This is a genomic window from Glutamicibacter sp. BW78 (assembly GCF_002332245.1).
GTDB classification, from domain to species: Bacteria; Actinomycetota; Actinomycetes; order Actinomycetales; family Micrococcaceae; genus Arthrobacter_H; species Arthrobacter_H rhombi_A.
Map to the genome: position 1 here is coordinate 356,066 of NZ_NRGU01000039.1, position 24,652 is coordinate 380,717.

A 24,652-nucleotide genomic window follows, 5' to 3' on the forward strand; every position below is an offset into this window, starting at 1 on the left:
CGAGTCTACTGGCAACCAGGAACCTCAGGAGCCGTCTCTACCACGCTCCGCAATCTCTGCGGCAGCCTCCAGGTAGGACAGCGCTCCGGTAGAGCTCGGGTCATATGTCACGACTGTTTGCTGATAACTCGGCGCCTCCGAAATCCGTACGCTACGTGGGATCAAGGCACCAAGGACCTGCCTCGGGAAATGTTCCCTCACCTCATCCGCAACCTGAGATGCCAAATTGGTGCGACCGTCATACATCGTCAACAGAATGGTGGATACAACCAAATCAGAGTTGAGATGCTTTTGGATCAGCTCGATATTGCTCAGCAGCTGACTCAAGCCCTCAAGGGCATAGTACTCACACTGAATCGGGATGAGCACTTCTTGAGCTGCCACAAAGGCATTGACGGTCAATAGGCCCAAACTAGGGGGGCAATCGATAAAAACGTAGTCCAGGCGTTCCGCCCCGTCTTCTTCAAGACTCTTCGCGTACTGATCGAGTGCGCGCCGCAGCCGCTGTTCTCGGGCAACGAGGGATACCAATTCGATCTCCGCGCCGGCCAAATGGATCGTCGCAGGGGCAACTAAGAGATTGGGGAACTGGGGGCACGGAGCCAGTACTTCGCTGAGCGGCACGTCGTTGATGAGGACATCATAGATACTGTCGACTTCAGCATGATGCTCGATTCCCAGCGCCGTTGACGCGTTGCCCTGGGGGTCGATATCAACAACCAGGACATTCATTCCAGCCTTCGCTAAGGCAGCAGCAATGTTCACGGTCGTTGTCGTCTTGCCGACGCCACCCTTTTGGTTGCTGACCGTCAAATACCGCGTGTTATCGGGTTTCGGCAGGCTGGTGCCGCTCAGCTTCTCGCGACGTCTAGTTTCATTGGCCAGCTGGCTAGCCAGCGGCGTGCTCTCGTCGATGCTGTCCATCATGTCCCGAACCGGTGCCTTCGCTTCCGACTGAAATTCTTCTTGCTGCTTGATGCTTCCGTCCTCCAAGACTCTGCGTGAGGCTGACGGCTAGCCCGACACACGGGGAACCACGTTTCACGTGAAACAAGGGAATCAACCAACTCTGGTTGTCCTATTGGCGGTGCAGTGCCGAGTGCCAGGAGTAGACGGATGCGGGTGAGCGCTCTTGGCCTCCCTGCTCTCCATTCTGCTTCTCCTCACCACATCAATGGCGAGTTCGCCACCAGTACAGCCTACCGTTTAAGAAGCCGGACCGACGTTGATCCTGACGACCGTCGTGGTTTCCTCCAACAGGGCGTCGCCCACGGTCACTACTTCAGTCTTTCGAGCACCCAGCTTTCGAAGGACCTTGGAGGCCTTTTCGACTTCTTCGGCGGCACTGCGTCCCTTGATGGCCAACACCTCGCCCTGGCCATGCAGCAGCGGGATGGTCAGCCCGGCGAGATTGCCAAGTGCTGAAACCGCCCGGGCCGTGACCACATCCGCATTGATATGCTCTACGGCCTGCTCAGCACGGGAACGATAGACGGTGACGTTGGTCAATCCGAGGTCTTCGACAACTTCGTTCAACCAGATACAACGACGTTCCAGTGGCTCAATCAGGGTCAGAGACAAGTCTGGACGGGCAATCGCGAACGTGAGCCCGGGCAGGCCGGCGCCGCTTCCTACATCGGCGACCTCAGCGCCTTCGGGAATCAAATCTGCGACGACCGCGCAGTTCAGGACGTGCCTGCTCCACAGTCGCGGGACTTCTCGTGGGCCGAGGAGACCGCGTTCCATACCGGTGGTGGCGAGATGCTGAATGTACCTCTCTGCCAGGGACAGACGATCTCCGAAAATCTCCTGTGCCCCTCTCAATTCCTCGCGGCTCGGCTCTACTTCCTGGATCACAACGCTCCCAATTTCTACTTCAGTAGGACGGTCTTGGCCGGATACTTAGACGTTTCCCAATGAAACGACGATATGGCGGCGGCTCCCTTCGCCTTCCGACTCGCTTTGCAGACCGAGATCCGCGACAGCGTCATGAACCAGTTTTCTTTCGTATGCACTCATTGGCTTCAAAGCGACATCATGACGACTTTCGCGGGCAGCGGCGACGGCTTCTTCGGCGATCTTCTTCAACTCACCTGCCCGGCCATCACGGTAGCCGGCAATATCCAGAACTAAGCGCGACCGATTGCCGGTAGCTGAGAGGACAGCGAGGCGCGCCAATTCTTGGAGGGCTTCGAGTCCTTCTCCCTCCCGACCAATGAGTTCTTTGAGGGATTCATCCTCGGCGCCTTCGCCAACGATGGAAATGTAAGTCCGCCCGTTCCTCACCTCAATATCGATGTCACCGTCCAAGTCGGCAATATCGAGCAATTCCTCGAGGTAGTCCGCAGCAATGTCGCCCTCTTCCTCTGCCCGCGTTGGTGCATCGGCGGTCGGGTCGATCTCTTGTGTGGACGAGTCCGACTCCTCCACTCCGGACTGGTCCGTCTCGGCGGCATTCACATCAGAGGCACTCATCGTCTACTTCTTCTTCCTGTTCTTGCGCTGCGGTTGTTCGCGCTGTCCCTTGGGCTCAATGACCTCAACCTCAACGACTTCGTCGGTCTTCTTCTGCCCGAGAGGCGGAAGACCCTTGGCGGCACGTCGTTCATTGAGTTCACGTGCGGCCTGGGATCCGGGGGTTGGGTTATTGCGGATCACATAGAACTGTTGTCCCAGTGTCCAAACGTTCGTGGCAGTCCAGTAGATCAGTACGCCGATGGGGAAGTTGATTCCACCGATACCAAAGACAAGCGGCAGGATGTACATCATCATCTTCTGCTGCTGCATGAAGGGGCCTTCAAGGGCTTCCTTTGTCATGTTCTTCGTCATGATCTGCCGCTGCGTCGTGAACTGGCTAGCCGACATCGCAATAATCATGACAATGGCCGTGATGATGACGGAAACCTTCGGGGCCCCTGAGTTCACCGTTCCGAGGAAGGTTTCCGACAGACCGGCGCCGAAAATGGTCGAACCGTCAAAGCTACGCACCAGGTTGACCGACAACGCTCCGACGCTTTCCCCCTGATCACTGGCACGCGAGGCGTTGTTCAGCGTTCGGAAGAGCGCGAAGAAGAACGGCATCTGCACCAGAATCGGCAAGCAGGAAGCCAACGGGTTGGTCTTGTGTTTCTTGAACAGCTCCCGCTGTTCGGCAATCATGGCCTGCTGCGAAAGCTGGTCCTTCTTGCCCTTGTATTTAGCTTGCAGCTTCTTCAGATCGGGCTGAAGGACCTGCATGGCCCGCTGGGCCTTGATCTGTTTCACAAAAACAGGGATCAGTGCGGTACGAATGAGGAGCACCAGGCAGATGATGGACAATGTCCAGGTCCAACCGGAGTCGGGATCCATGCCCACGAACGTAAAGATCGCGTGGAAGGCCCGAAGGATCCATGAGACCACTTGGGTGAATGGCCACAGAAGTGTGTCTAGGAAGTTCATTTCCGGTTATGCTCCTCGAGCCGCGTCCGCGGCATCATCGTCGGCGGGAATCGGCGGATGATTCAACACCATGATCTTGGGGGTTCTGCCTTCTGGCCAAATCCTGGAACCGACAGGAACATGATCGATGCCACCGTGACTCCAAGGATTGCAACGCAGGACGCGCCAAAAAGCCAACGCGCTGCCTTTCACGGCACCATGCGCCGTGACCGCTTCCAGCCCGTACGCCGAGCAACTGGGAAAGTATCGACAAACGTCCCCGTATAAGGGCGAGATCGCCTTCCTGTACCCCATGATCAAGACGATCAATAGGTTCCGAGGAAGGTCCAGGAGCCACCGAACATCGGGGGAACCGGTGCCCGAAGGAGGGTTACCCATCCGAATGCCTCCTTCTCATGCTCTCCGTCTCCCGCTCGGCTGCTTGCCGGCACGACTTGTCCAACGCTCGGCGCGCATCCACCGACAAACCCGCCCATGTGGCCTGAGCCGAAGCAGGAAGTGCTCGCATCACGACGTCGTATCCCGGCGCAAGAGCGGGTAGCTGCTGCGCTGCTACAGCCCTCAATCTCCTTTTAACGAGATTGCGAGTCACCGCGTTCCCGACGGCTTTTGACACGATAAAACCGAACCTCGTGGGTTCGGTCAGACAGGCTTCGGGCCGCAAGTACGCGTATAGCACGACGTTCCGGCGCCCAGAACGGGCACCGGAACGTACGGTGGCAGAGAATTCCGCAGCTGCGCGGAGACGGTGTCTCATGGGCAACATGATCAGTGTCCGACGCTGTCGGGGAACATGTTCACATCACCAGCGCGCGATCTGCAGGAATGACTCGATGCTATGCAGACAGCTCGGTGCGGCCCTTGGACCGGCGTGCTGACAGGATGGCGCGACCCGCACGGGTGCGCATACGAAGACGGAAGCCGTGCTTCTTGGCACGACGGCGGTTATTCGGCTGAAAAGTCCGCTTGCTCACAGTAGTAACTCCAAGACGATCAAAGGATGCGCCTTAACCCGTTGCTACAAGGGGGAAGAACAGGCTGACGCTCGTATTTCATGTGGTGCGTTGGTTTGTCTGGTCCGTAGACCGCGGTTAGCGGACTGACTACAGAGCCCAAAGCACACACACAGGACTAAACTACGATAGGCGACGCGTGGGATGAAGGTCAAACCGGCACGCGTCAACGGCCTTGGACACTCAAGTCCCCAGGCTGTGAATAACTTCGCCTTCATTAATCCACAGTTGTGGACAACGCGCAAGCAATTCCATGTTTTCCCGACCCCCTCACCCCTTCTCCGATCGGGCTCATGGCGGGTATCCGCTGGAATCTATTGGTGTTCCTCGAAGGGAAGCCATGACTTCGTAGTTATCCACGGACTGTGAATAACACTGTGGATGACGGCTAGAATCGATACTCGTTGGTCCTCTTATCGCATCAGGCGCGGGTCAGCGGAACCATATCGCCGGACCGGGCCACCTTGAAGGGGGAGATCGCAATGAGCACAGACGAATCCAACAGTGTCGGCAGTGCCTGGCGTCAAGTCGTTCGAATACTCGAACAAGACGATCGGGTCACTCCTCGTCAACGCGGCTTCGTGGTCCACGCACGGCCGCTCGGTTTGATCGGCACCACCTTGTTGTTGGCCGTGCCCAATGAGTTGACCCGAGAAGTCCTCCAAACACAGTTGAAGAGTTCTCTCGATGCCGCCCTTCGACAGGTTTTCCAGGACGATATCCTCTGCGCATTCAGTATTGATGCCGATCTGGTCCCTGACTCGGAACCGGAGCCCAGTAAACCCGAGCCGGCTCCAGTGGCCAAGGAACGGATAAGCGACAACCGTCCACAGCCGGCTCCTCCGTCGAATTCTCAGGAATTCGGCCGTCTGAATCCTAAGTACATCTTCGATACCTTTGTCATCGGATCCTCGAACCGCTTCGCCCACGCTGCTGCTGTTGCGGTTGCTGAGGCACCGGCCAAGGCATATAACCCGTTGTTCATATATGGCGATTCGGGGCTAGGTAAGACCCACCTGCTCCATGCCATCGGCCACTATGCCCGGCATCTCTATAACGGCATCAGGGTCAGGTATGTGAACTCTGAAGAGTTCACCAATGACTTCATCAACTCCATCAGAGATGACGAAGGTGCCAGTTTCAAGCAGACGTACCGCAACGTTGACATCCTCTTGATCGACGACATCCAATTCCTCGCGAACAAGGATGCGACACAGGAGGAGTTCTTCCACACCTTTAATGCTCTGCATAACCACAATAAGCAAGTCGTGATTACTTCGGATCTCCCGCCAAAACAGCTGGCGGGATTTGAAGACCGAATGCGTTCACGTTTCGAGTGGGGCCTGCTGACGGACATCCAGCCCCCTGAATTGGAAACCCGAATCGCGATCCTTCGCAAAAAGGCCACCGCAGAGGGTCTCTCTGCTCCTGACGAAGTCATGGAATACATCGCTTCCAAGATTTCAACGAACATCCGCGAACTCGAAGGTGCCCTTATTCGGGTCACCGCGTTTGCCTCCTTGAACAACCAGACAGTGGATTTGACCTTGGCGGAACAAGTACTCAAGGACCTGATCACTGATGAGGGCGCCCAGGAGATCACGCCGGCTGCAATCATTGCCCAGACCGCTGACTACTTTAATCTGAGCATCGAAGAACTCAACAGCAAGTCCAGAACCCGCACTCTGGTGACGGCACGCCAGATCGCTATGTATCTCCTGCGAGAGCTCACAGACATGTCGCTTCCTAAAATCGGGGCAGAGCTCGGCGGCCGCGATCACACGACCGTCATCCACGCAGATCGCAAAATTAGGGAACTCATGGCTGAGCGCCGGGCAATCTTCAACCAGGTGACTGAGCTCACCAACCGAATCAAGCAGCAGCAACGTGAAGGCTGAAAAGCCCGAATTCACGGCGATATGCACCCTTGTGGATAAGTCTGTGGATAGTTAAGTGGATGAGTAGCTTCTTCTGCGGATAACTCGGTGTTCCCTGTGGACGCACAAAATGACAATTATTCTTATCCACGGGCCTGTTGGACTTCACCTGATGCGAACGCACAACTTATGAACACCCATAAAGCCCGAGAAGAGCAGCTGGAAAGCAGTTATCCACAGTATCCACAAGGGTTATTAACACTACTAGTCCCTATTTCTAGAAGAATCCAGATAACAAGTTCCCGTTCCCGACCTCCCTGGCTCTTTGTTCAAAGATCGCAAGGGGCAGTATGCCCTCGTTGATTACTCGGGCTAAGCTTGCACCGGAAAGTTGTCACCAAAAGCTGTGAAAGGCGGATCACTACGTGAAGTTCAGTGTCGAAAGGGACGTCCTGGCAGATGCCGTGTCCTGGACCGCCCGTTCGCTGTCACAGCGGCCTCCGTCTCCGGTACTCTCGGGAATCCTGATCAGCGCAGGAGAATCAGTAGTTTCCTTCGCCGGGTTTGATTACGAGATTTCCGCTCACTTGGAAATCGCTGCAGAAGTCTCAACCCCAGGAAAGATCCTTGTTTCAGGCAAGTTATTGGCCGAGATCTGCCGAAGCCTGCCGCAGGCGACTGTCACCATCGAAACTGAAGGTTCCAAAGTCACCGTGACTTGCGGGCGCAGCCGCTTCCATTTGGCAACAATGCCGGTTGCGGACTACCCCGAACTCCCGGTATTGCCGGAAATTGCAGGTGTCGTCGACGGTGCAGCCTTCTCTGAAGCCATCGCACAAGTCATCGTGGCCGCTTCCAAGGACGACACACTTCCGATTCTCACGGGTGTCAAGATGGAGATCGAAGACGACTTGATCACCTTCCTGGCAACTGACCGATACCGTCTGGCCATGCGTGAAGTGCACTGGAAACCTTCAACGCCCGGTCTGTCGACTTCTGCACTCGTTAAGGCAAAAACGCTCAACGAAGTTGCCAAGACCCTTGGCGGTGCCGGCGAATTACAGATTGCCCTCGGAGAGAACAGCGACCTCATCGGTTTTGAAAGCGGGAACCGGCGCACCACTTCGCTACTCGTCGACGGTGACTATCCGAAAATCCGGTCGTTGTTCCCTGAGAACACGCCGATACATGCAACGGTACGTACCCATGAGCTAGTCGAGGCCGTCCGCCGTGTAGCCGTCGTGGCTGAACGTAATACACCGGTTCGACTGGCCTTCACCGATTCCCAACTGGCCCTTGATGCCGGCACTGGTGAAGATGCCCAAGCTGAAGAAGCTATCGAAGCCCAACTTGAAGGCGATGAAATCACCGTTGCTTTCAACCCCGCTTATTTGAGCGAGGGATTGAATGCGTTCAACACAGAGTTCGTGCGATTCTCATTTACAACTGCCCCAAAACCCGCGATGATGACGGCGCAAAAAGCCCTTGATGGCAATGACGAGGACGATTACCGCTACTTAGTCATGCCAGTCAGACTTCCTAACTAGCGGGGATCCAAACACCAGGGAATTCACTATCCAGGAGGACGCCATGCACATCGGAATGATCGGCTTGGGCAAGATGGGCAACAACATGCGAGCCCGCCTTCGCCAGGGAGGCATCGATGTGACTGGATATGATCGAAATTCTGAAGTCACCGACGTTGGATCCGTTGATGAGTTACTGGCAGCCCTTCCGGATCGCAAAATCGTCTGGATCATGGTTCCTTCTGGAGCAATCACCGATGCTGTTGTCTCGGAGTTGGCGGGAAAGTTGGAAACCAATGACCTGGTTATCGATGGAGGAAATACCCGATTCAGCGACGATATTCGTCATGGCGCCGAGCTGGCCAAAAGCGGGATCCGCTTTGTAGATTGCGGTGTTTCTGGCGGGGTCTGGGGCTTGGAAAATGGATACGGCCTCATGGCAGGTGGTGCTGAAGCGGATATCGAAGAAATTCTTCCGCTCTTTGACGTGTTGCGGCCCGAGGGAACGAGGGCCGAGAGCTTCGTCCACGTCGGAGATATCGGTGCTGGGCACTATGCGAAAATGGTCCACAACGGGATCGAGTATGGCATCATGCAGTCCTACGCTGAAGGATACGAACTGCTCGCCGCTAAGGACATCATCAAAGATGTTCCCGGCACTTTCGGAGCTTGGCAGGAAGGGACGGTCATCCGATCGTGGCTTCTTGATCTACTCGTCAAGGCCTTGAAGGAAGATCCTGAGTTGAAGGATATTGCCGGCTATGTCGAAGATTCTGGAGAAGGTCGTTGGACCGTGGAAGAGGCCATCGCCAATGCGGTTCCCGCACCGGCTATTACCGCCTCCGTTTTCGCCCGCTTCGCGTCGCGGCAAGATGACGCACCAGCAATGAAGATGGTCTCTGCCCTGCGGAACCAGTTCGGTGGACACGCGGTGCACCGGCCGGACGAATAAGCGGGAATTCAGCAGTTGTACGTTTCTCATGTATCTCTGACCGACTTTCGCTCCTACCGGCAAGTCGATCTCGAACTCGCCCCGGGCACGACCGTTTTTGCTGGGCCTAACGGTGTTGGCAAGACCAACATCGCCGAAGCCTTGGGATATTTGGCCTCATTGTCCTCACATCGGGTTTCCAACGACGCTCCATTGATTCATTTTGGAGCTGACCAGGCTCTGGTCCGGGCGCGGGTTCACCGTGGGGAACAGGCCGTGGGGCTGGAACTGGAAATCACCGCGGGTAAAACCAACAGGGCCAGGATCAACCGAGCCAATCCGGTGAGGGCCCGCGAGATTCTGGGCATTGTGCGAACTGTGTTGTTCGCGCCCGAAGACCTCGCCCTGGTGAAGGGAGATCCTTCGGAACGGCGACGTTATCTCGATGATGTCTTAGTTGCCTTGCAGCCACATCACGCTGCCACACGATCTGACTACGAACGTGTCCTGAAACAACGGAACGCCCTGTTGAAATCAGCACGCGCGTCCGGTCGGTTGTCTGCTTCGCATGAATCCACGCTTGCCGTGTGGGATCAGCATCTGGCGGCAGCCGGGGCGAAGCTTTTACGGGGGCGTCTGGATGTTCTTGCCACCATCGAGGGGCATATTTCGGATGCCTACGCGGGACTAACGGATCGTTCGAAGCCCGCGACGGCGATCTATACGTCCACCGTCGGCGGAGATGTTGACGCCGGAGGGAATCACGACGACCGGACTTCACCTACCGGGGAACTCAACCCACTTGCCGGTCTCGATCTGGACGGGCTCCAGCAGGCTTTTCTTACGGCTTTGGTTGGCCACCGCAAGAAAGAGCTCGAACGTGGCTTGACGCTGGTTGGGCCGCATCGCGACGATCTTGTCCTCGGTCTCGGGGAGGCGCCTGCAAAGGGATATGCCTCTCACGGCGAAACCTGGTCCCTCGCTTTGTCCCTGCGGTTGGCTGTTTACCGAGCCCTCTGCGAAGACGACGCACGTCCCGGTGCTAAACCGATCCTGATCCTCGATGATGTGTTTGCTGAACTCGATGTTTCACGACGGCAGAAATTGGCGGCGGTAGTCTCCGATGCAGAACAGGTGATCGTGACGGCAGCAGTCGTCGGCGACGTCCCGGAAGAGCTGGGGGGACGGGTGTTGACCGTCGGTCCAGGAACGGTATCGGCATGAGTCCTGCTGAGGAGACGCCTGGGGGAGGGCCTTCGGAATTTGACGCCGCGCGGACGATGCTCAATCGAATGAGACAAAATGCCGTGGCCCGTGGCGAAGTCAGGATCGACGCAGCAAGGGCGCGGCGGGCTGGAGAACGAAGTGCCCAGGCCCGGGAGTTACGCTGTCGTTCACCCATCGGGGTCTCCTACGAGAACGGAAGGGACCCACAGGGCATTGGCACGGTATTCGGACGAATGGTCCGTGATCGGGGATGGACATCCCCTGTGGCTGTTGGATCGGTGATGTCTCGGTGGGCCGAATTGGTAGGACCACAGATTAACGCCCACTGCTCACCTGAGAGTTTTGAGGACACCACGGTCGTCGTCAGGTGCGACTCAACCGCGTGGGCCACTCAAGTGCGTTTGCTGAGCCACAGTCTGCTCAAGACCTTTGACGAGAAACTCGGGTCCGGTGTGGTCACCGTGATCCAAGTCCTTGGACCTTCGGCACCGAGTTGGAAAAAGGGAATGCGCAGGGTCGAGGGTCGTGGCCCCCGGGATACCTACGGATAGCAAGGCGGCGGCCGATTAAGTCGCCAAGGGGTGACGAAGAATGATGGAACCCAAAGTTACCGACAGGGAACCGGCTACAGGCGCACTGTGAGCCCCACCGGCACATAGGCCCTCACTTGAGGGCACTAGAGAGGCTTCTAGGCCGGTTTTTTTGCCAATGAGGGGCATTTGAGAGGCGATTTACCCCACCACTGCTGAGAAACACGGTAGAATTGTAGGCACGGTGCCCGCCCGTCCACGGTCAGGGTGCCGGTTCATGGATGCCCGATCTACTGGATCGGCTTCCTCCGAGAACGCACAAGGAGTCTGCACCGCCTGTGGATACTGAGAACACCACCCCCGAGGACGAGAATTCCGCAGCACCACAGGAGCCGGCACCGGCCCAGGAACCGGGCACGGCCGCAGAGCCGGAAGCGGTAGTGGAGCAGCAACCACACGAGAACTCACACCGGGTTGAACACGCTTATGGCGCCGGTGACATCACGGTTCTGGAGGGCCTCGAGGCCGTCCGTAAACGTCCCGGTATGTACATCGGCTCGACGGGGCCGAGAGGCTTGCACCACCTGGTCTACGAGGTGGTCGATAACTCCGTCGACGAAGCCCTCGCCGGATACTGCGACACCATCAAGGTGGCTTTGCAGGAAGACGGTGGTGTCCGGGTCGAAGACAACGGGCGTGGCATTCCCGTGGAGATGCACCCGACCGAAGGCAAGCCGACCGTCGAGGTCGTCATGACCATCCTTCACGCCGGCGGTAAATTCGGTGGAGGCGGATATGCGGTTTCCGGTGGTCTGCACGGTGTGGGTGTCTCGGTCGTCAACGCTCTTTCCAGCCGTGTGGACGCTGAGATCCACCGGCAAGGAAATGTCTACCGGATGACTTTCGGTAATGGTGGGAAACCACTGACCGAACTGGTCAAGGGCGAGGAAACCGACAAAACCGGAACGACGATTACGTTCTATCCGGATGCGGGAATCTTCGACACCATCGAGTTCGATTTCGAAACCATCCGCACACGTTTCCAACAGATGGCCTTCCTGAACAAGGGGCTGCGGATCTCCTTGACCGATGAGCGCACTCTTGATGATTCTGCAGATGAGATCGCCGAAGATGATTCCGAAGAACGTGCCCACGAGGCCGAGGAACCCAAGCACCGATTCGTCGACTACTGCTACGAAAATGGCCTGCTCGACTACGTGGAATATCTGAACACCTCCAAGAAGGCGGACCTGGTTCACCCGGATGTCATCGCCTTTGAAAGCGAAGATCCGGAACGGATGATTTCCGTGGAGGTCGCGATGCAGTGGACGACAGCCTATTCGGAATCCGTCCATACCTATGCCAACACCATCAATACCCATGAGGGCGGAACGCACGAGGAAGGCTTCCGCGCCGCGATGACCTCGTTGATCAACCGCTACGCCAAAGAAAAGGGCATCCTCAAGGATAAGGATGACAACCTGACCGGCGATGACATCCGGGAAGGACTGACGGCGGTAATCTCCATCAAGCTCGGGGAACCACAGTTTGAGGGCCAGACGAAGACCAAATTGGGCAACTCCATGGCTAAAGGATTTGTCCAGGGTGTGGTCAACGACGAACTCGGAGACTGGCTCGAGCGCAACCCTGCGACGGCCAAGGACATTATCAGGAAGTCCCTTTTTGCCGCACAGGCCCGTCTCGCAGCACGCAAGGCCCGGGACAATGCCCGTCGTAAGTCTCCGTTGGAATCGTTTGGCATGCCCGGCAAGCTTTCGGACTGCTCTTCGAAGAATCCTACCGAGTGTGAGGTCTACATTGTGGAGGGCGATTCCGCCGGCGGCTCCGCCAAACGCGGCCGTGATCCCCGAACTCAGGCCATCCTGCCGTTGCGTGGCAAGATCCTCAACGTCGAACGTGCCCGACTTGACCGGGCCTTGGGCAATGCCGAGGTCCAGTCGATGATCACTGCCTTCGGAACGGGTATTGGCGAGGAATTTGATATGGCCAAACTCAGGTACCACAAGATCGTCCTGATGGCCGATGCGGATGTGGATGGTCAGCACATCACTACCCTTTTGCTGACCCTGGTGTTCCGCTATATGCGCCCCCTGATCGAGAATGGCTACGTCTACTTGGCACAGCCGCCGCTTTACCGGATCAAGTGGTCTAACTCAGCTCATGAATATGTCTTCTCGGATGCCGAACGGGATGCATCCTTGACCGCCGGTGCTGCTGCCAATAAGCGCCTGCCTAAGGACAACGGCATCCAGCGCTATAAGGGCCTGGGCGAAATGGACTACTCCGAGCTGTGGGACACCACCATGGATCCCGACCACCGGACCCTGCGTCAGATCACCATGGAAGACGCCGCAGCGGCTGACCAGATCTTCGCAGTGCTCATGGGCGAGGACGTTGAATCCCGCCGAAACTTCATCCAGCAGAACGCCAAGGATGTGCGCTTCCTCGATATCTGAGGAAACTGCCCCTTCGTTCCGACGCAGCTTTGAATAGAGGAAGAAACCGATGAGCGACGAGACGCCCGAAAACCCCCAGGAACCGGAGCACGACGACGTCGTGCAGCCGGACCAACCCGTGGCCGCAGCCACCATCGACAGGGTAGAACCGATCGACCTGCAGACCGAGATGCAACGGTCGTACCTTGACTACGCGATGGCAGTGATCGTCGGCCGGGCGCTGCCCGATGTCAGGGATGGTCTCAAGCCGGTGCACCGCCGCGTTCTATACGCGATGTTCGATGGCGGATACCGCCCGGAGCGGTCCTATAACAAATGTGCTCGTGTGGTCGGTGAGGTCATGGGCCAGTACCACCCTCATGGTGACACGGCGATCTACGACGCCCTAGTTCGCCTGATCCAAGACTGGACCTTGCGTTACCCCTTGGCCCTGGGACAAGGGAACTTCGGTTCTCCAGGCAACGACGGTGCTGCGGCCCCACGGTACACAGAAACGAAGATGGCTCCGCTGGCCATGGAGATGGTTCGCGAAATCGACGAGGAAACCGTCGACTTCCAGGACAACTACGACGGCAAGAACCAAGAACCAACGATCCTGCCGGCACGGTTTCCCAACCTGTTGGTCAACGGGTCCTCCGGCATTGCCGTTGGCATGGCTACTAATATCCCGCCGCACAACTTGCGCGAGGTCGCCGCCGGTGCCCAGTGGTACCTGCAGAACCCCGAAGCAACCAAGGAAGAGCTGCTCGAAGCTCTCATGCAGCACATCAAGGGACCTGACTTTCCTACCGGCGCGCTCATCTTGGGTCGCCGTGGCATCGAGGATGCCTACCGGACCGGTCGCGGTTCCGTAACGATGCGTGCGGTAGTTAATGTCGAGGAACTACAGGGGCGGACCTGCTTGGTCGTCACGGAGTTGCCCTACCAGGCCAACCCCGACAACCTCTCTATCAAAATTGCTGAACTTGTCAGGGACGGCAAGATGGGTGGCATCGCAGACCTCCGCGACGAGACGTCCGGCAGGACGGGGCAGCGCTTGGTGATTGTCCTCAAGCGCGATGCCGTCGCCAAGGTGGTGCTGAATAACCTCTATAAGCACACCGAGCTACAGTCGAACTTCTCGGCCAATATGCTGGCTATCGTGGACGGTGTCCCACGCACGCTGTCTCTGGATGCCTTCATCAGGCACTGGGTTAACCACCAAGTCAACGTCATCGTTCGTCGTACTCAGTTCCGTCTGCGCAAAGCGGAGGAGCAGGCTCATATCCTGCGTGGATTACTCAAGGCGCTGGACGCCTTGGACGAAGTCATCGCACTGATCCGGCGTTCACCAACCGTCGAGGATGCACGTAACGGCCTGAAGGATCTTCTCGATATCGATGACCTTCAAGCGCAGGCCATCCTGGACATGCAGCTTCGTCGACTGGCAGCCCTGGAACGGCAGAAGATCCAGGACCAGCATGCCAAGCTTGAGGCGGAGATTACCGAATACAAGATCATTTTGGCCGATCCGGTGCGCCAACGGCAGATTATCTCCGAGGAGCTCGATGGAATCGTCCAGCGGCATGGAGATGACCGTCGAACCCAGATCGTCGCAGGCTATGACGGTGACATGTCGATGGAAGACCTCATTCCCGAAGAGGAAATGGTCGTAACCATCACTCGCGGTGGGTATATCAAGCGGACCAGAAGCGACAACTATCGTTCGCAAAACCGTGGTGGTAAAGGGATTCGGGGAGCTCAGCTGCGTGGTGACGACGTGGTGGAACACTTCTTCGTCACGACCACGCATAACTGGCTGCTCTTCTTTACCAATCATGGCCGTGTGTATCGCGCGAAGTGCTACGAGTTGGCCGAAGGCGGACGCGATGCCAAGGGTCAGCACGTCGCGAACGTGATGGCTTTCCAACCGGATGAACACATTGCTCAGGTCTTGGCGTTGCGGGATTATGAGCAGTCTCCTTATCTGGTGCTGGCTACCCGCCGTGGACTGGTGAAGAAGACCAGGCTGGCCGACTACGATACGAACCGTTCCGCCGGTGTCATTGCCGTCAATCTCCGTGATGGCGACGAACTAGTTTCGGCGCAATTGATCTCGGAAACCGATGATCTGATGCTTGTATCCTGTCAGGGCCAGTCCGTCCGATTCACGGCTACCAACGAGGCATTGCGTCCGATGGGTAGGAATACCTCAGGTGTCACTGGTATGAAGTTCCGTGAAGATGATGTGTTGCTCACCGCAGGCGTCGTCGGAGAGGACTCTTATGTCTTCACCGTTACCGAGGGCGGATATGCCAAACGGACCTCAGTTCAGGAGTACCGCGTGCAGTCCCGAGGTGGCATTGGAATCAAGGTCGCGAAGCTGGCCGACGAACGCGGAGTTCTTGCGGGGGCGCTCATCGTAGAGGAAAGCGATGAAGTGCTCGTCGTCATGAAGGGCGGCAAGGTCGTCAGGTCGCAGGTCACGCAAGTCCCCGCCAAGGGACGCGACACCATGGGTGTCATCTTCGCGAAGCCGGATAAGAAGGACCGCATCATCGCAGTAGCGAAAAATTCTGAGCGTGGGCTGGGAATCGAGGACGACGAGGATGAAGTACCGTTGGACCCTGAAGATTCTCAGCAGGGGGCGCCGCCAGTCGATGGTGCACCCGCCGATGGCGAAGCCGACTCCGTAGTCACGGAGAACGTGGAAGCCAGCCAGTCAGCTGATGAGACCGAAATCGACGGAGGTAATGCGTGAGCACCCCGAACAACCCGCGCCCGGCGGCGCCGCGGCAGAAGCCCGGTGGACAGCAGGGACGCCCGGCCGCTCCCACGCAACGGCCAGCCTCCGGTGGCCAGCGCCCCTCGGGACCATCAGCCGCTGGGAGGAATCCTGCCCAGAAGAAGGGGACCCAGCAGCTGGTGCGGCCCGCGCCCAAGGCGAAGGTTCGCAAGGCTCGACTACTCATTAGCAAGGTCGACCCCTGGTCGATTCTAAAGATGGCGTTTTTGCTGTCTGTGGCGCTGGGCATTGTGACCGTCGTGGCGGCCGTCGTCCTGTGGACGGTTTTGGATCTCACCGGCATCTTTGATCGAGTAAACGACCTCCTCGGGGAAGTTATCGGTTCGGAATCCGGATTTGATCTCAAGGAGCTCGTTTCGCTGGGCCAAGTCGCTTCTTTCGCGACGATCATCGCCGTGGTCAACGTCGTCTTGCTGACAGCGATGTCCATGCTTGCCGCCGTGCTGTATAACATTTCGTCGACGTTGGTTGGTGGAATCGGCGTCACCCTGACTGACGACTGATCTGCCGTTGATCGGCTCCCGCTGCGTGGTGTTCACCGCGCAGCGGGAGCCGATTTGTCTTCGCGGCAATCGGTCCGGTAAAGTCATATCTCGTCCTGAAGGGACAATGAGGGCGTATAGCTCAGACGGTTAGAGCGCTTCGCTGATAACGAAGAGGTCCCAGGTTCAAGTCCTGGTACGCCCACGGAATCCCTCCATCTTCAAGGCACTGCGGGGAATATATGCGAAAATTATTGGTCGCAGTTATGGCCGCCGCATCCGTGGTCGTCTACCGTAGATGGAAGGCCTCCGAAGCGGAGAAATCCGTATGGAAGGCATCGACGGATCGACTCAGTTGATCCTCGTTACGGGGGTATGGCGCAATTGGTAGCGCACCTGCTTTGCAAGCAGGGGGTTAGGGGTTCGAGTCCCCTTACCTCCACATTTGAAAACAAGATCCCGGGTCGTTGACCCGGGATCTTGTCATTTGTGGTCTCGCATCACCAAGGGTTCTCTCCGGCGGCCTAGAGTGGTCATGTGATCTTCCTGCTGGCTCTCGTAGGCGTCCTTGGAGTCTCTGCATCCGGCCCTCTCGTCGCGGCTACGCCCAGCGTCTCGCCCCTGGCCATGGCCTTCTGGCGCAATGGTCTCGGTGCTGGGGCCATGGGAGTAATGGCCACCGTACAGAGCCGTGGGCGACTCCGTTTCCCCACACGCAGTGAATGGCGATACTGCCTCATTGCGGCCACTGCCCTGGCCTTGCACTTCGCCACGTTCATGACCTCAGTACGCTTGACCACAGTCGCCGCAGCGACGGCACTGGTGTGCCTGCAGTCGGCGTGGATCGCGGGCTTCCAGAGGCTCCGTGGAGCCGCTCTGGGCAAGCAGGTTGGATGGGGCATGGCCCTATCCCTGGCGGGAGTCGTTGTCATCACTGGCTTCGACGTGGGCGGCGGATCGGCGCAAGCCTTGTTGGGAGATCTTCTGGCCTTGGCCGGAGGAGCCTTTGCTGGGGGTTATACGCTCGCCGGAAGCAAGGCCCGGGCCACGATGGATACTGGAAGCTACACAACAGTCTGTTATGCGCTGACGGCCGCCATGCTGCTGGTGCTGTCACTGATCATGGGGGAAAAGATCTTTGGATTTCCGCTCGCCGGATGGGTCGGGATCATCGCTCTGACGGTGGCCTCCCAACTACTCGGACATACGGTTTTCAACCATTTGGTCGTGGCCTTGGGGCCCCTCGTTGTCTCGATGATCATCCTGCTCGAAATACCCGGTGCAGCAATCCTGGCCGGTATCTTCCTCGGTCAGACTCCGCCGGTCGGAACTTATCTAGGCTTGATCCTGATCCTGCTTGGCCTCCTGGCCGTTGTATGGGGGCAAGGACGGAGCCTGCGACATCGTCCACCTGTCCAAGACAGCTGAACGGCAGTGACGACAAAAGCGGCGGTGACCCATCAGGATCACCGCCGCTTGAGGCGTATCGAACGACTAATCTACTGATCGTCCGAGTCGTCGGCGCGCCGACGTGCAGAACTACGTGGACCCGGCTTCGGGGCCTCCGTGGTGTCCGCAGCGGCAGGAGCCTTGGGGCTCTCCGTCGCTTTCGGAGCCGGAGTGGCAGCGACCGGTGCCTTTGGCGCTTCGGTTGCACCCTTGTCCTTGGCCTCCGCTGCGGCCTGGGAAACGTGCGTGTGCACGTCCTCGGTCTTTAGCTGAGTTTCGGGCGCTGGAACCGGAGCCGGTACTGGGGCCGGCTCCACTGGAGTCTTCCAAGGGTCCTCGACGGGCTTGGAAGCACGCCAGGCGGCAACTCCCGCAGTGACCACAGCGGCGATGATGCCGAAGACCAGGAAACCGCGTTTGCGGCTCTGACGGGCCTTTTCACGCTTGAGCTGTTTAGAAGCTTCCTTCGCAGCGGTCACTGCGGCCTTCTGGGCACGCTTGAGGGCCTTCTTGTCACCAGTTACCCGGGCAACGGCCTGTTCGACCTGAACTGGGACGTCGACGCCGTCAAGACGACGAGCGGCGTAACCGGCCGCGTCACCGAGGCGGGCACTCGCGGTCGGGATGTAGTCGTTGACCACAAGGTCGCGAGCGTGCTGCAAAGCTGGCGTGGCCTTATCGAGGGTTTCTTGCAGCCGAGGAGAAGCCTCGTCGACGGCCTGGGAGATGCGCGGAGCGACCTTATCAAGGCCGTCTTGGATCTTCGGGGTTACCTTGGCGACGCCACCGGCGATTTCATTGGCGGCACGCTGGAATCCCTCCTGAATGCGCGGAGTGGCGGTTTCAATGCCCTTTTCAAACCGGGGCACCGCCCAGTTGACCGCTGCATCGACCTTCGGGGCTGCCCAATCGCGGGCGTTCCCGGTACCTGCATTGACCGAACTACGCAGATCACGGGCCATTCGCTTTTTCTTCTTCACACGTTCCTCCCAAGTAGTTGGAGTATCCACGCCTAGCCTACGCGTTGGAGGGTACACGGGCCATTCACGACGTAAGTCAGATTAGTGTCTATGACTGATGTTCACTGTCCGCGTAGCCGACCTGCCGCGGAGACTGCCGGATGCGGGCCGGGAAGTGGAAGAATAGGGACATGACTGCAATCCCCACGCATAAGGCCACCATCCACACGAACCACGGTGACATCGTGGTCAACCTGTTCGGCAACCACGCCCCGAAGACGGTCAAGAACTTCATCGGCCTCGCCACCGGCGAGCAGGAGTGGACTCACCCCGAGTCGGGCGAGAAAAAGACCGAGACCCCGTTGTACGACGGCACGATCTTCCACCGCATCATTTCCGACTTCATGATCCAGGGAGGGGATCCGTTGGGTCAGGGTGTCGGAGGCCCCGGCTACCGTTTCGACGACGAGATCAACCCCGATCTGGACTTCAACGAGCCCTATAAGCTCGCCATGGCCAATGCAGGGCTCCAGATGGGGCGTGGAACCAACGGTTCCCAGTTCTTCATCACCACGGTCCCCACGACCTGGTTGCAGGGCAAGCACACTATTTTCGGTGACGTGACCGACGAGACGTCTCGCGAAATTGCTGCCTCGCTGAACAAGGTTCCTACCGATGGCCGCGATAAGCCACTCGAAGACGTTGTCATCTCGGGCATCGACGTCGAGGCACTCTAACCTCACTCCTGCAGTAGCCACGGCGGATATCTTCCGCATAGCGAGGGCGGTTCCCCAACGACTCCCCGGAGCCGACGGGGACCGCCCTTTCGTCTTCAACACCTGACCACGAACCAGGAGCATGACATGGCCTTCGGCCAACCACAGCAGGAACCCCACGCGCCGGTTCCGACTTGTCCGCGGCATCCCGATCGCCCCTCCTACGTTCGCTGCCAACGTTGCGGACGCCCGGCCTGCCCTGAATGCCAGCGCACAGCCGCTGTGGGGGTCCAATGCGTTGACTGTGTGGCGCAGGTGAATAGCCAGCGTCGTCAGCCGCAGACTGTTACCGGCGGCCGTCTGACCTCGGGACGACCGACGGTGACCTATGCATTGATCGCTGTGTGCGTACTGCTTTTCGGAGGCCAGTATCTGATCCCGGGTCTGACGGACCGTCTGCTGTATGCAGGCCTGTACACAGGCAGCGAACCCTGGCGGATGATCACTTCCATGTTCCTGCACTCCACGGGCCTGATCATGCACATCGCGTTCAACATGTATGCGCTTTACATCCTGGGTCGGGTCCTAGAACCGGCGCTAGGTCACGTCAGATTCGCCGTCTTGTATCTGGTCGCCGGTTTCGGTGGTTCCGTTGGCGTCTTGCTTCTTGCGGCTCCGAATGTGGCGGTCGTTGGCGCATCGGGCGCCGTCTTCGGATTGTTCGGCGCGTTCATGGTCATTACCAAGGCACATGGTGGCAACCTGGTACCGGTTTTGGTGATCATTGGGATCAACTTGGTCATCGGCTTCTTGCCCGGTGCCAATATCGCCTGGCAGGCACATGTTGGCGGTTTGGTCGTCGGGGGTGCCGTGGCGGCAGTGCTGGTCTTTTCCCCTCGTGGAAGAAACCGGGCAATCCTGCAATGGGGCGGTATAGCCGTCATCGTCGTGGTGCTTGGTGTCCTCACCTGGCTGGGGTGGGCACCAATTCGGGCGGCCTATCAACCCTTAATGGGCTAAGCAACGAGCGTTTCGGCCGAGTTCGAATCGCGCCCACGGGGTGGGTGGTGGAAATCTTCCACCACCCACCCCGTTTTTGTTGGTTCGGCATGAACTATCCACAGGGCTTATCCACACTGTTAATAACTCACACCCATGTAATTCACTGTTATTCATGGCTCTGCATCCCCGGGTGCTGGCCTTGAGCCATCTCCTGGTGGTGGGCGCAGCTTGAATATTCACATAATGATCCACAGGTGTGGATAAGTGTCGTACACAGCCTGTGAGTGAAGGGTAGCTAAAGAATTCCTCGGCGCGATGGGATCTCTCGAGACGATATTTCCGCGGAATCCCGCGGAAATTCGAACATCGGGTCGTCATCCACAGGGTTTATCCACATTGTTGGTAACTCACACCGGTGTAATTCAATGAGGGAATGGGTCCTGCATCCCTGTCAGTCCGGGCCAGTCGAACATAGTTACGCACAGCGTTATCCCCACCTGTGGATAACTATATTCACAGCGTGTGCATGAACGAGAGAATCGAGACGTGACGTGGGCCACTACCAGCCTGTATCTTGATTCCATCCCACAGGCTGGTGTCAGCGGCAGGGCGAACGTCTGGAGGACTCATGAATGCACGCTTTTCCACGCTGTCAGCTGCTGACCTAGGGGCCTGGGCCCAATTGACGAATTGCTTGGCGCAGGCGGATGGCACCGATGAGTTCTATGATGCCGAGGATCTGGCTGAAGAACTAAAAGAACCGGGTTTCGAGCCGGCACGCGACAGTATTGCTGTCTGGGACGAGGACCAATTGGTGGGCTTCGGGCAACTGCGTGTGGCTGACGTCCTCTTCGAGGGGAATGCCAAGGCAAGCATCGATGGTGGTGTTCACCCAGAACATCGGGGCCGTGGAATCGGTGGGGCGATCATGGAGAGTTTGGAAGCTCGCGCCGGCGAGCTCGCCGCCGAACGACATCCCGGAGCGCCGGTGACTGTCAGCCTCGCCACGGGGGCTCACGGGTCCAGCTCGGGACGTATGGCCGTCTCGCGGGGATATGCTCCGGTGCGCTACTTCACTGACATGATGATCGAGCTTCCGCGGGGCTACGGAGCAGTCATGGAGCCGACGCTATCTGCGGAGGGACCGGTGGTGGAGGTCTACACGTCCGAAGCGGAAGAAGCAGTTCGTCGGGCTCATAATGATGCTTTCGCCGACCATTGGGGGGCGGTACCGAAAACGCGGGAACGCTGGGCCGACCAGCAGTCTGCGCGCAGCTTCCGCCCGGCCATGAGTCCCCTCATCCGCAGCACGGATACCAGTCTGGCTCCCGAAGATAGTGTCGACGGATATGCCTTGTGTGGTGAATGGGTCAAGGGGGAACTCCATGTCGGCCTTTTGGGGACCAGACGACGTGCCCGTCATCAGGGACTGGCTGCTGGCCTCTTGCATTGGATCGTTTGGGCAGCAGAACGCGGTGGATACAAGATGGTGGATTTGGCTGTTGATTCGGCCAGCCCCACCGGCGCCAACAGGGTGTATGAACGCGCGGGGTTCACGGCGGTGAGGACCTGGACGGTTCATCGGCGCTACCTAGATTGAGCCGGTTCCACGGTCGATGCCGGGCAGAAGTCTACGATCCGGTCAGTAGGCCGATCGCGACCAACAGCATGACCGCTGCGACCAGACAATCCAGGAGTCGCCATGAACCGGGGCGGGCAAAAAACCCGGCGAGGAGGCGGGCGCCGAACCCGAGGGTCGGGAACCAAAGGAAACTACCCAGCACGGCCCCGGCAGCGAAGACCCAGCGTCCCGGATTGCCGTGGGTGCTAGCAATCGTGCCGAGCAGGACCATCGTATCTAGGTAAACGTGAGGATTTAGCCACGTCAGTGCTGCAGCGGTGGCCAGCACGGACGTCCGTGAGACTGCCCGCGACCCGCGGTCAACCGTGAGCGCTGCTGGGCGAAAGGCTCGACGGAGGGCCACCGTGGCGTAGACGATGAGAAAGACCGCTCCCGCCCATCTGGCCAGCACGAGCACCCAAGGGGCCGTGGCGACCAAGGCGCCCACACCGGCAACTCCGGCGAAGATCAGGACTGCGTCGGAGAGCGCACAGATGAGGACGACACTGAGTACGTGCTCACGTCGGATTCCTTGACGCAGTATGAAGGCATTCTGGGCACCAATGGCGACGATCAGCGCCAACCCGGCCCCCAGGCCGGCCAACAGCGAAGGAAAGTAAGTCACTCGACAACGGTAAGGGCATCATTCATATGCAAGCTAGCTAAAGTTTTGAATGGGTCATTAGTATCTCTAATATGGAATTTCCAGCGGATCAACTCCGTGCCTTCGCAGCTGTCATCGATACCGGAACCTTTGACGCGGCAGCGTCACGACTACAGGTAACCCCTTCTGCTATCAGCCAACGAATCAAAGCGCTGGAAACACAGGTGGGGACCGTTCTTATCCGCCGCGGGAAACCGGCGCAGCCCACCACTGCAGGAACCGTTTTGCTGCGTTTGGCGCGGCAAGTAGACCTGCTGGCCGCCGAAGCCATGGCTGAGCTCTCTGGTGGGGGAATCCCGGACCATGAGATGGCTCCGGAGCGGGCGGCGGTATCGGTGGTGGTTAACGCTGACTCCCTGGCGACCTGGTTCCCGGGGACCTTCACCTTATTGGCCCAGGATGCACGCCTCGAACTCGAAGTGTTGCGTGCGGACGAGTCGGTATCGGCGGAGCTGCTGCGGTCAGGGGCGGCGATGGCGGCCGTGACCACTGATGGACGAGCCGTGCAGGGTTGTACGACCGAGTTTTTGGGGACCCTGCGGTATACGGCGATGGCGTCGCCGGCATTTAGAAAACAATGGTTTGCTGGGGATCCGGCGAGTGGGCTGGCGGTGGCACCGGTGGTGGACTTTGATCGGTCGGATCAACTGCAGCGTTCGCTCCTCCGCTCCATTTGCGGGTCGGAGGTCAGGCCCCCGACACACTATGTACCGGATTCCTCTCAATTCGTTCGGGCAGTCATTGATGGTCTCGGTTGGGGCATGGTGCCGGATGCTCAGGATCCGGGGCAGGATTCACTGGTGGTTCTGGATCCTGGCTGGACCCAAGACGTCGCACTTTATTGGCAGCGGTGGAAGCTCGACTCCCCGGCGTTGGGACGAGTCAGCACTGCCGTCCGAGCAGCGGCTCGGGGCTCCGGTCTATTGGAGCTAACGTCGGTCTGAGGATGGGTCCTTTGGGTCAGGAGACTGCCGTGGAGGTGCGCTGGCCTAGCCGCGGGGAACAGGCGGGCCGAGCATCAAGAGCACGGTGAAGACCACGGCGATGAAAACGATGCCCAGAATGACCGCTGGAAGTGGGTGTCGCAGACACCACGCCTGGACGATTTCAACGAAACCACGTGGTTCATCCCCGCCGGTAGCCAGCCTCCAGCCGCCGCCGAGTAGCCCCGCACGCAGGGCAGAGCGTTCGAAGGGCACTGTGCAGAATGGAATGAAGGCAGAGGCCAAGCCCAACAGGCCGCGGCCGAACGACCACCGCTGATTGACCCAGACGAAGCAGGTCACGACGCAATAGCTGATGAATGTCAGTCCGTGGATTCCTCCGAAAACCGGGACGAATTTGTCACTAATGTTTCCGTACTTCAGGGCCATTCCTAACAGGAGCAACCCCCAGGTGAACATTTCGGCCGTGGCCAGAAATCCGTAGAGTCGCTGGGGTGTCAGGCTCGATCCGGTCAAGGGTGTAGCGGTGGGGGGCATGGTGTCCTTTCGTCTGGTTTCCAGCATCTCACGTCCGGTGCCGGACCCGGAGCCGTGTGTTAGCCTGCCGGACAGGAGCTCATTGCTCCGACCGGACGAGGGAGCCGTACCCGGACAGCGACAAGACGGCCGCCGGAAGGCAACGGTGGTTGATCATGGCGTGGTTCGTATTGATTGTTTCAGGGATGTTCGAGGCGGTTTGGGCCATCGCCCTCGGGAAGACCGAGGGTTTTTCAAAGCTGCTGCCCAGTCTCGTTTTTGCGGGAGGACTCATCGTGAGTATGAGTGGATTGGCATATGCCATGAAGGACATACCAACGGGAACCGCGTACGCCGTTTGGGTTGGTATCGGAGCTTCTCTCACGGTGATCTACGGCATGGCAGTTGACGGTGAGTCCATTAGCTGGATCAAGGTCCTGCTCTTGATGCTTCTTGTCGGATGCGTTGTCGGGCTTAAATACGTGGAGTGAAGCC

At 58.4% G+C, this 24,652-nt stretch carries 25 protein-coding genes, 2 tRNA genes, 1 pseudogene and 1 riboswitch; of the genes and pseudogenes, 18 read left to right on the forward strand and 10 right to left on the reverse strand.

What is annotated here, in order from left to right; genetic code table 11:
* Positions 1–24: 24 nt before the first annotated feature.
* The 7 genes from CIK75_RS14480 to rpmH all read right to left on the reverse strand — a co-directional run bounded on the left by CIK75_RS14480 (position 25) and on the right by rpmH (position 4,412).
* Entirely contained in the window at positions 25–978 is a 954-nt protein-coding gene (locus CIK75_RS14480; RefSeq protein ID WP_275542623.1) for an AAA family ATPase, read from the reverse strand.
* Positions 979–1,206: 228 nt separating this feature from the next.
* Positions 1,207–1,857 carry a 16S rRNA (guanine(527)-N(7))-methyltransferase RsmG gene (rsmG, locus tag CIK75_RS14485; protein WP_086994138.1) on the reverse strand — a complete coding sequence of 217 codons (651 nt, stop codon included), beginning with the start codon at positions 1,855–1,857 and terminating at the stop codon, positions 1,207–1,209.
* 45 nt (positions 1,858–1,902) lie between these two features.
* Positions 1,903–2,475 carry a R3H domain-containing nucleic acid-binding protein gene (locus CIK75_RS14490; RefSeq protein WP_086994135.1) on the reverse strand — a complete coding sequence of 191 codons (573 nt, stop codon included), beginning with the start codon at positions 2,473–2,475 and terminating at the stop codon, positions 1,903–1,905.
* Between the two features lie 3 nt (positions 2,476–2,478).
* Positions 2,479–3,438, reverse strand: coding sequence for a membrane protein insertase YidC (gene yidC / locus CIK75_RS14495; protein ID WP_086994133.1), 960 nt, complete (start codon positions 3,436–3,438; stop codon positions 2,479–2,481).
* Between the two features lie 6 nt (positions 3,439–3,444).
* A complete protein-coding gene (gene yidD, locus CIK75_RS14500) occupies positions 3,445–3,816 on the reverse strand; it encodes a membrane protein insertion efficiency factor YidD (protein WP_086994130.1) in 372 nt (123 codons plus the stop codon).
* A complete protein-coding gene (gene rnpA / locus CIK75_RS14505) occupies positions 3,809–4,204 on the reverse strand; it encodes a ribonuclease P protein component (protein ID WP_086994127.1) in 396 nt (131 codons plus the stop codon). The genes yidD and rnpA overlap by 8 nt, the downstream gene beginning before the upstream one ends.
* Positions 4,205–4,274: 70 nt before the next feature.
* A complete protein-coding gene (rpmH, locus tag CIK75_RS14510) occupies positions 4,275–4,412 on the reverse strand; it encodes a 50S ribosomal protein L34 (RefSeq protein WP_055854070.1) in 138 nt (45 codons plus the stop codon).
* Between the two features lie 521 nt (positions 4,413–4,933).
* Here rpmH and dnaA point away from each other — a divergent pair.
* The 12 genes from dnaA to CIK75_RS14565 all read left to right on the forward strand — a co-directional run bounded on the left by dnaA (position 4,934) and on the right by CIK75_RS14565 (position 17,714).
* Positions 4,934–6,349, forward strand: a complete 1,416-nt coding sequence (dnaA, locus tag CIK75_RS14515) for a chromosomal replication initiator protein DnaA (RefSeq protein WP_086994124.1) — start codon at positions 4,934–4,936, stop codon at positions 6,347–6,349.
* A gap of 404 nt (positions 6,350–6,753) precedes the next feature.
* Positions 6,754–7,875, forward strand: a complete 1,122-nt coding sequence (dnaN, locus tag CIK75_RS14520) for a DNA polymerase III subunit beta (protein WP_086994121.1) — start codon at positions 6,754–6,756, stop codon at positions 7,873–7,875.
* A 43-nt stretch (positions 7,876–7,918) separates the two neighbouring features.
* The gene (gnd, locus tag CIK75_RS14525) at positions 7,919–8,806 is read left to right on the forward strand and encodes a phosphogluconate dehydrogenase (NAD(+)-dependent, decarboxylating) (RefSeq protein WP_086994118.1); all 888 of its coding nucleotides are present in this window, start codon (positions 7,919–7,921) and stop codon (positions 8,804–8,806) included.
* A 15-nt stretch (positions 8,807–8,821) separates the two neighbouring features.
* Positions 8,822–10,009 (forward strand): DNA replication/repair protein RecF, encoded by a 1,188-nt coding sequence (recF, locus tag CIK75_RS14530; protein WP_086994115.1) that lies wholly within the window; start codon positions 8,822–8,824, stop codon positions 10,007–10,009.
* Positions 10,006–10,563 (forward strand): DciA family protein, encoded by a 558-nt coding sequence (locus CIK75_RS14535; RefSeq protein WP_086994112.1) that lies wholly within the window; start codon positions 10,006–10,008, stop codon positions 10,561–10,563. The genes recF and CIK75_RS14535 overlap by 4 nt, the downstream gene beginning before the upstream one ends.
* Before the next feature lie 419 nt (positions 10,564–10,982).
* Positions 10,983–13,019 (forward strand): DNA topoisomerase (ATP-hydrolyzing) subunit B, encoded by a 2,037-nt coding sequence (gyrB, locus tag CIK75_RS14540; protein ID WP_086994169.1) that lies wholly within the window; start codon positions 10,983–10,985, stop codon positions 13,017–13,019.
* 49 nt (positions 13,020–13,068) lie between these two features.
* The gene (gene gyrA, locus CIK75_RS14545) at positions 13,069–15,759 is read left to right on the forward strand and encodes a DNA gyrase subunit A (protein WP_096224551.1); all 2,691 of its coding nucleotides are present in this window, start codon (positions 13,069–13,071) and stop codon (positions 15,757–15,759) included.
* Positions 15,756–16,307 carry a DUF3566 domain-containing protein gene (locus CIK75_RS14550; RefSeq protein ID WP_086994107.1) on the forward strand — a complete coding sequence of 184 codons (552 nt, stop codon included), beginning with the start codon at positions 15,756–15,758 and terminating at the stop codon, positions 16,305–16,307. The genes gyrA and CIK75_RS14550 overlap by 4 nt, the downstream gene beginning before the upstream one ends.
* 110 nt (positions 16,308–16,417) lie before the next feature.
* Positions 16,418–16,491: transfer RNA gene (locus CIK75_RS14555), tRNA-Ile, on the forward strand.
* A gap of 37 nt (positions 16,492–16,528) precedes the next feature.
* Positions 16,529–16,645: a DLW-39 family protein gene (locus CIK75_RS16600; RefSeq protein WP_218778250.1), complete on the forward strand. Its 117-nt coding sequence runs from the start codon at positions 16,529–16,531 to the stop codon at positions 16,643–16,645.
* A gap of 10 nt (positions 16,646–16,655) precedes the next feature.
* Positions 16,656–16,728 (forward strand) — tRNA-Ala (locus tag CIK75_RS14560).
* Between the two features lie 95 nt (positions 16,729–16,823).
* On the forward strand, positions 16,824–17,714 hold the full coding sequence (locus CIK75_RS14565) for a DMT family transporter (protein ID WP_086994104.1): 891 nt from the start codon (positions 16,824–16,826) through the stop codon (positions 17,712–17,714).
* Between the two features lie 71 nt (positions 17,715–17,785).
* On the opposite strand, the gene CIK75_RS14570 is transcribed toward CIK75_RS14565, so the two are convergent.
* The gene (locus CIK75_RS14570) at positions 17,786–18,715 is read right to left on the reverse strand and encodes a hypothetical protein (RefSeq protein ID WP_179204195.1); all 930 of its coding nucleotides are present in this window, start codon (positions 18,713–18,715) and stop codon (positions 17,786–17,788) included.
* 170 nt (positions 18,716–18,885) lie between these two features.
* Here CIK75_RS14570 and CIK75_RS14575 point away from each other — a divergent pair, with 170 nt between their 5' ends.
* The 4 genes and pseudogenes from CIK75_RS14575 to CIK75_RS14585 all read left to right on the forward strand — a co-directional run bounded on the left by CIK75_RS14575 (position 18,886) and on the right by CIK75_RS14585 (position 22,012).
* The gene (locus CIK75_RS14575; protein WP_086994102.1) at positions 18,886–19,431 is read left to right on the forward strand and encodes a peptidylprolyl isomerase; all 546 of its coding nucleotides are present in this window, start codon (positions 18,886–18,888) and stop codon (positions 19,429–19,431) included.
* A 126-nt stretch (positions 19,432–19,557) separates the two neighbouring features.
* Positions 19,558–19,671: pseudogene (locus CIK75_RS16680) on the forward strand (rhomboid family intramembrane serine protease); the annotation flags it as partial.
* A gap of 120 nt (positions 19,672–19,791) precedes the next feature.
* Complete coding sequence (locus CIK75_RS14580) at positions 19,792–20,430, forward strand: rhomboid family intramembrane serine protease (protein WP_342744336.1); 639 nt, start codon at positions 19,792–19,794, stop codon at positions 20,428–20,430.
* A gap of 610 nt (positions 20,431–21,040) precedes the next feature.
* Positions 21,041–22,012 (forward strand): GNAT family N-acetyltransferase, encoded by a 972-nt coding sequence (locus tag CIK75_RS14585; RefSeq protein WP_086994097.1) that lies wholly within the window; start codon positions 21,041–21,043, stop codon positions 22,010–22,012.
* Between the two features lie 31 nt (positions 22,013–22,043).
* Here the strand turns inward: CIK75_RS14585 and CIK75_RS14590 are convergent, their stop codons facing one another.
* Positions 22,044–22,658 carry a LysE/ArgO family amino acid transporter gene (locus CIK75_RS14590; protein ID WP_179204194.1) on the reverse strand — a complete coding sequence of 205 codons (615 nt, stop codon included), beginning with the start codon at positions 22,656–22,658 and terminating at the stop codon, positions 22,044–22,046.
* Positions 22,659–22,729: 71 nt separating this feature from the next.
* On the opposite strand from CIK75_RS14590, the gene CIK75_RS14595 reads away from it, so the two are divergent.
* Complete coding sequence (locus CIK75_RS14595; RefSeq protein WP_086994094.1) at positions 22,730–23,641, forward strand: LysR family transcriptional regulator ArgP; 912 nt, start codon at positions 22,730–22,732, stop codon at positions 23,639–23,641.
* A gap of 45 nt (positions 23,642–23,686) precedes the next feature.
* Here the strand turns inward: CIK75_RS14595 and CIK75_RS14600 are convergent, their stop codons facing one another.
* On the reverse strand, positions 23,687–24,178 hold the full coding sequence (locus CIK75_RS14600) for a DUF3817 domain-containing protein (protein WP_086994160.1): 492 nt from the start codon (positions 24,176–24,178) through the stop codon (positions 23,687–23,689).
* A 69-nt stretch (positions 24,179–24,247) separates the two neighbouring features.
* Positions 24,248–24,312, forward strand: a riboswitch (guanidine-III (ykkC-III) riboswitch).
* A 21-nt stretch (positions 24,313–24,333) separates the two neighbouring features.
* On the opposite strand from CIK75_RS14600, the gene CIK75_RS14605 reads away from it, so the two are divergent.
* A complete protein-coding gene (locus CIK75_RS14605; protein WP_086994157.1) occupies positions 24,334–24,648 on the forward strand; it encodes a multidrug efflux SMR transporter in 315 nt (104 codons plus the stop codon).
* Positions 24,649–24,652 lie beyond the last annotated feature (4 nt).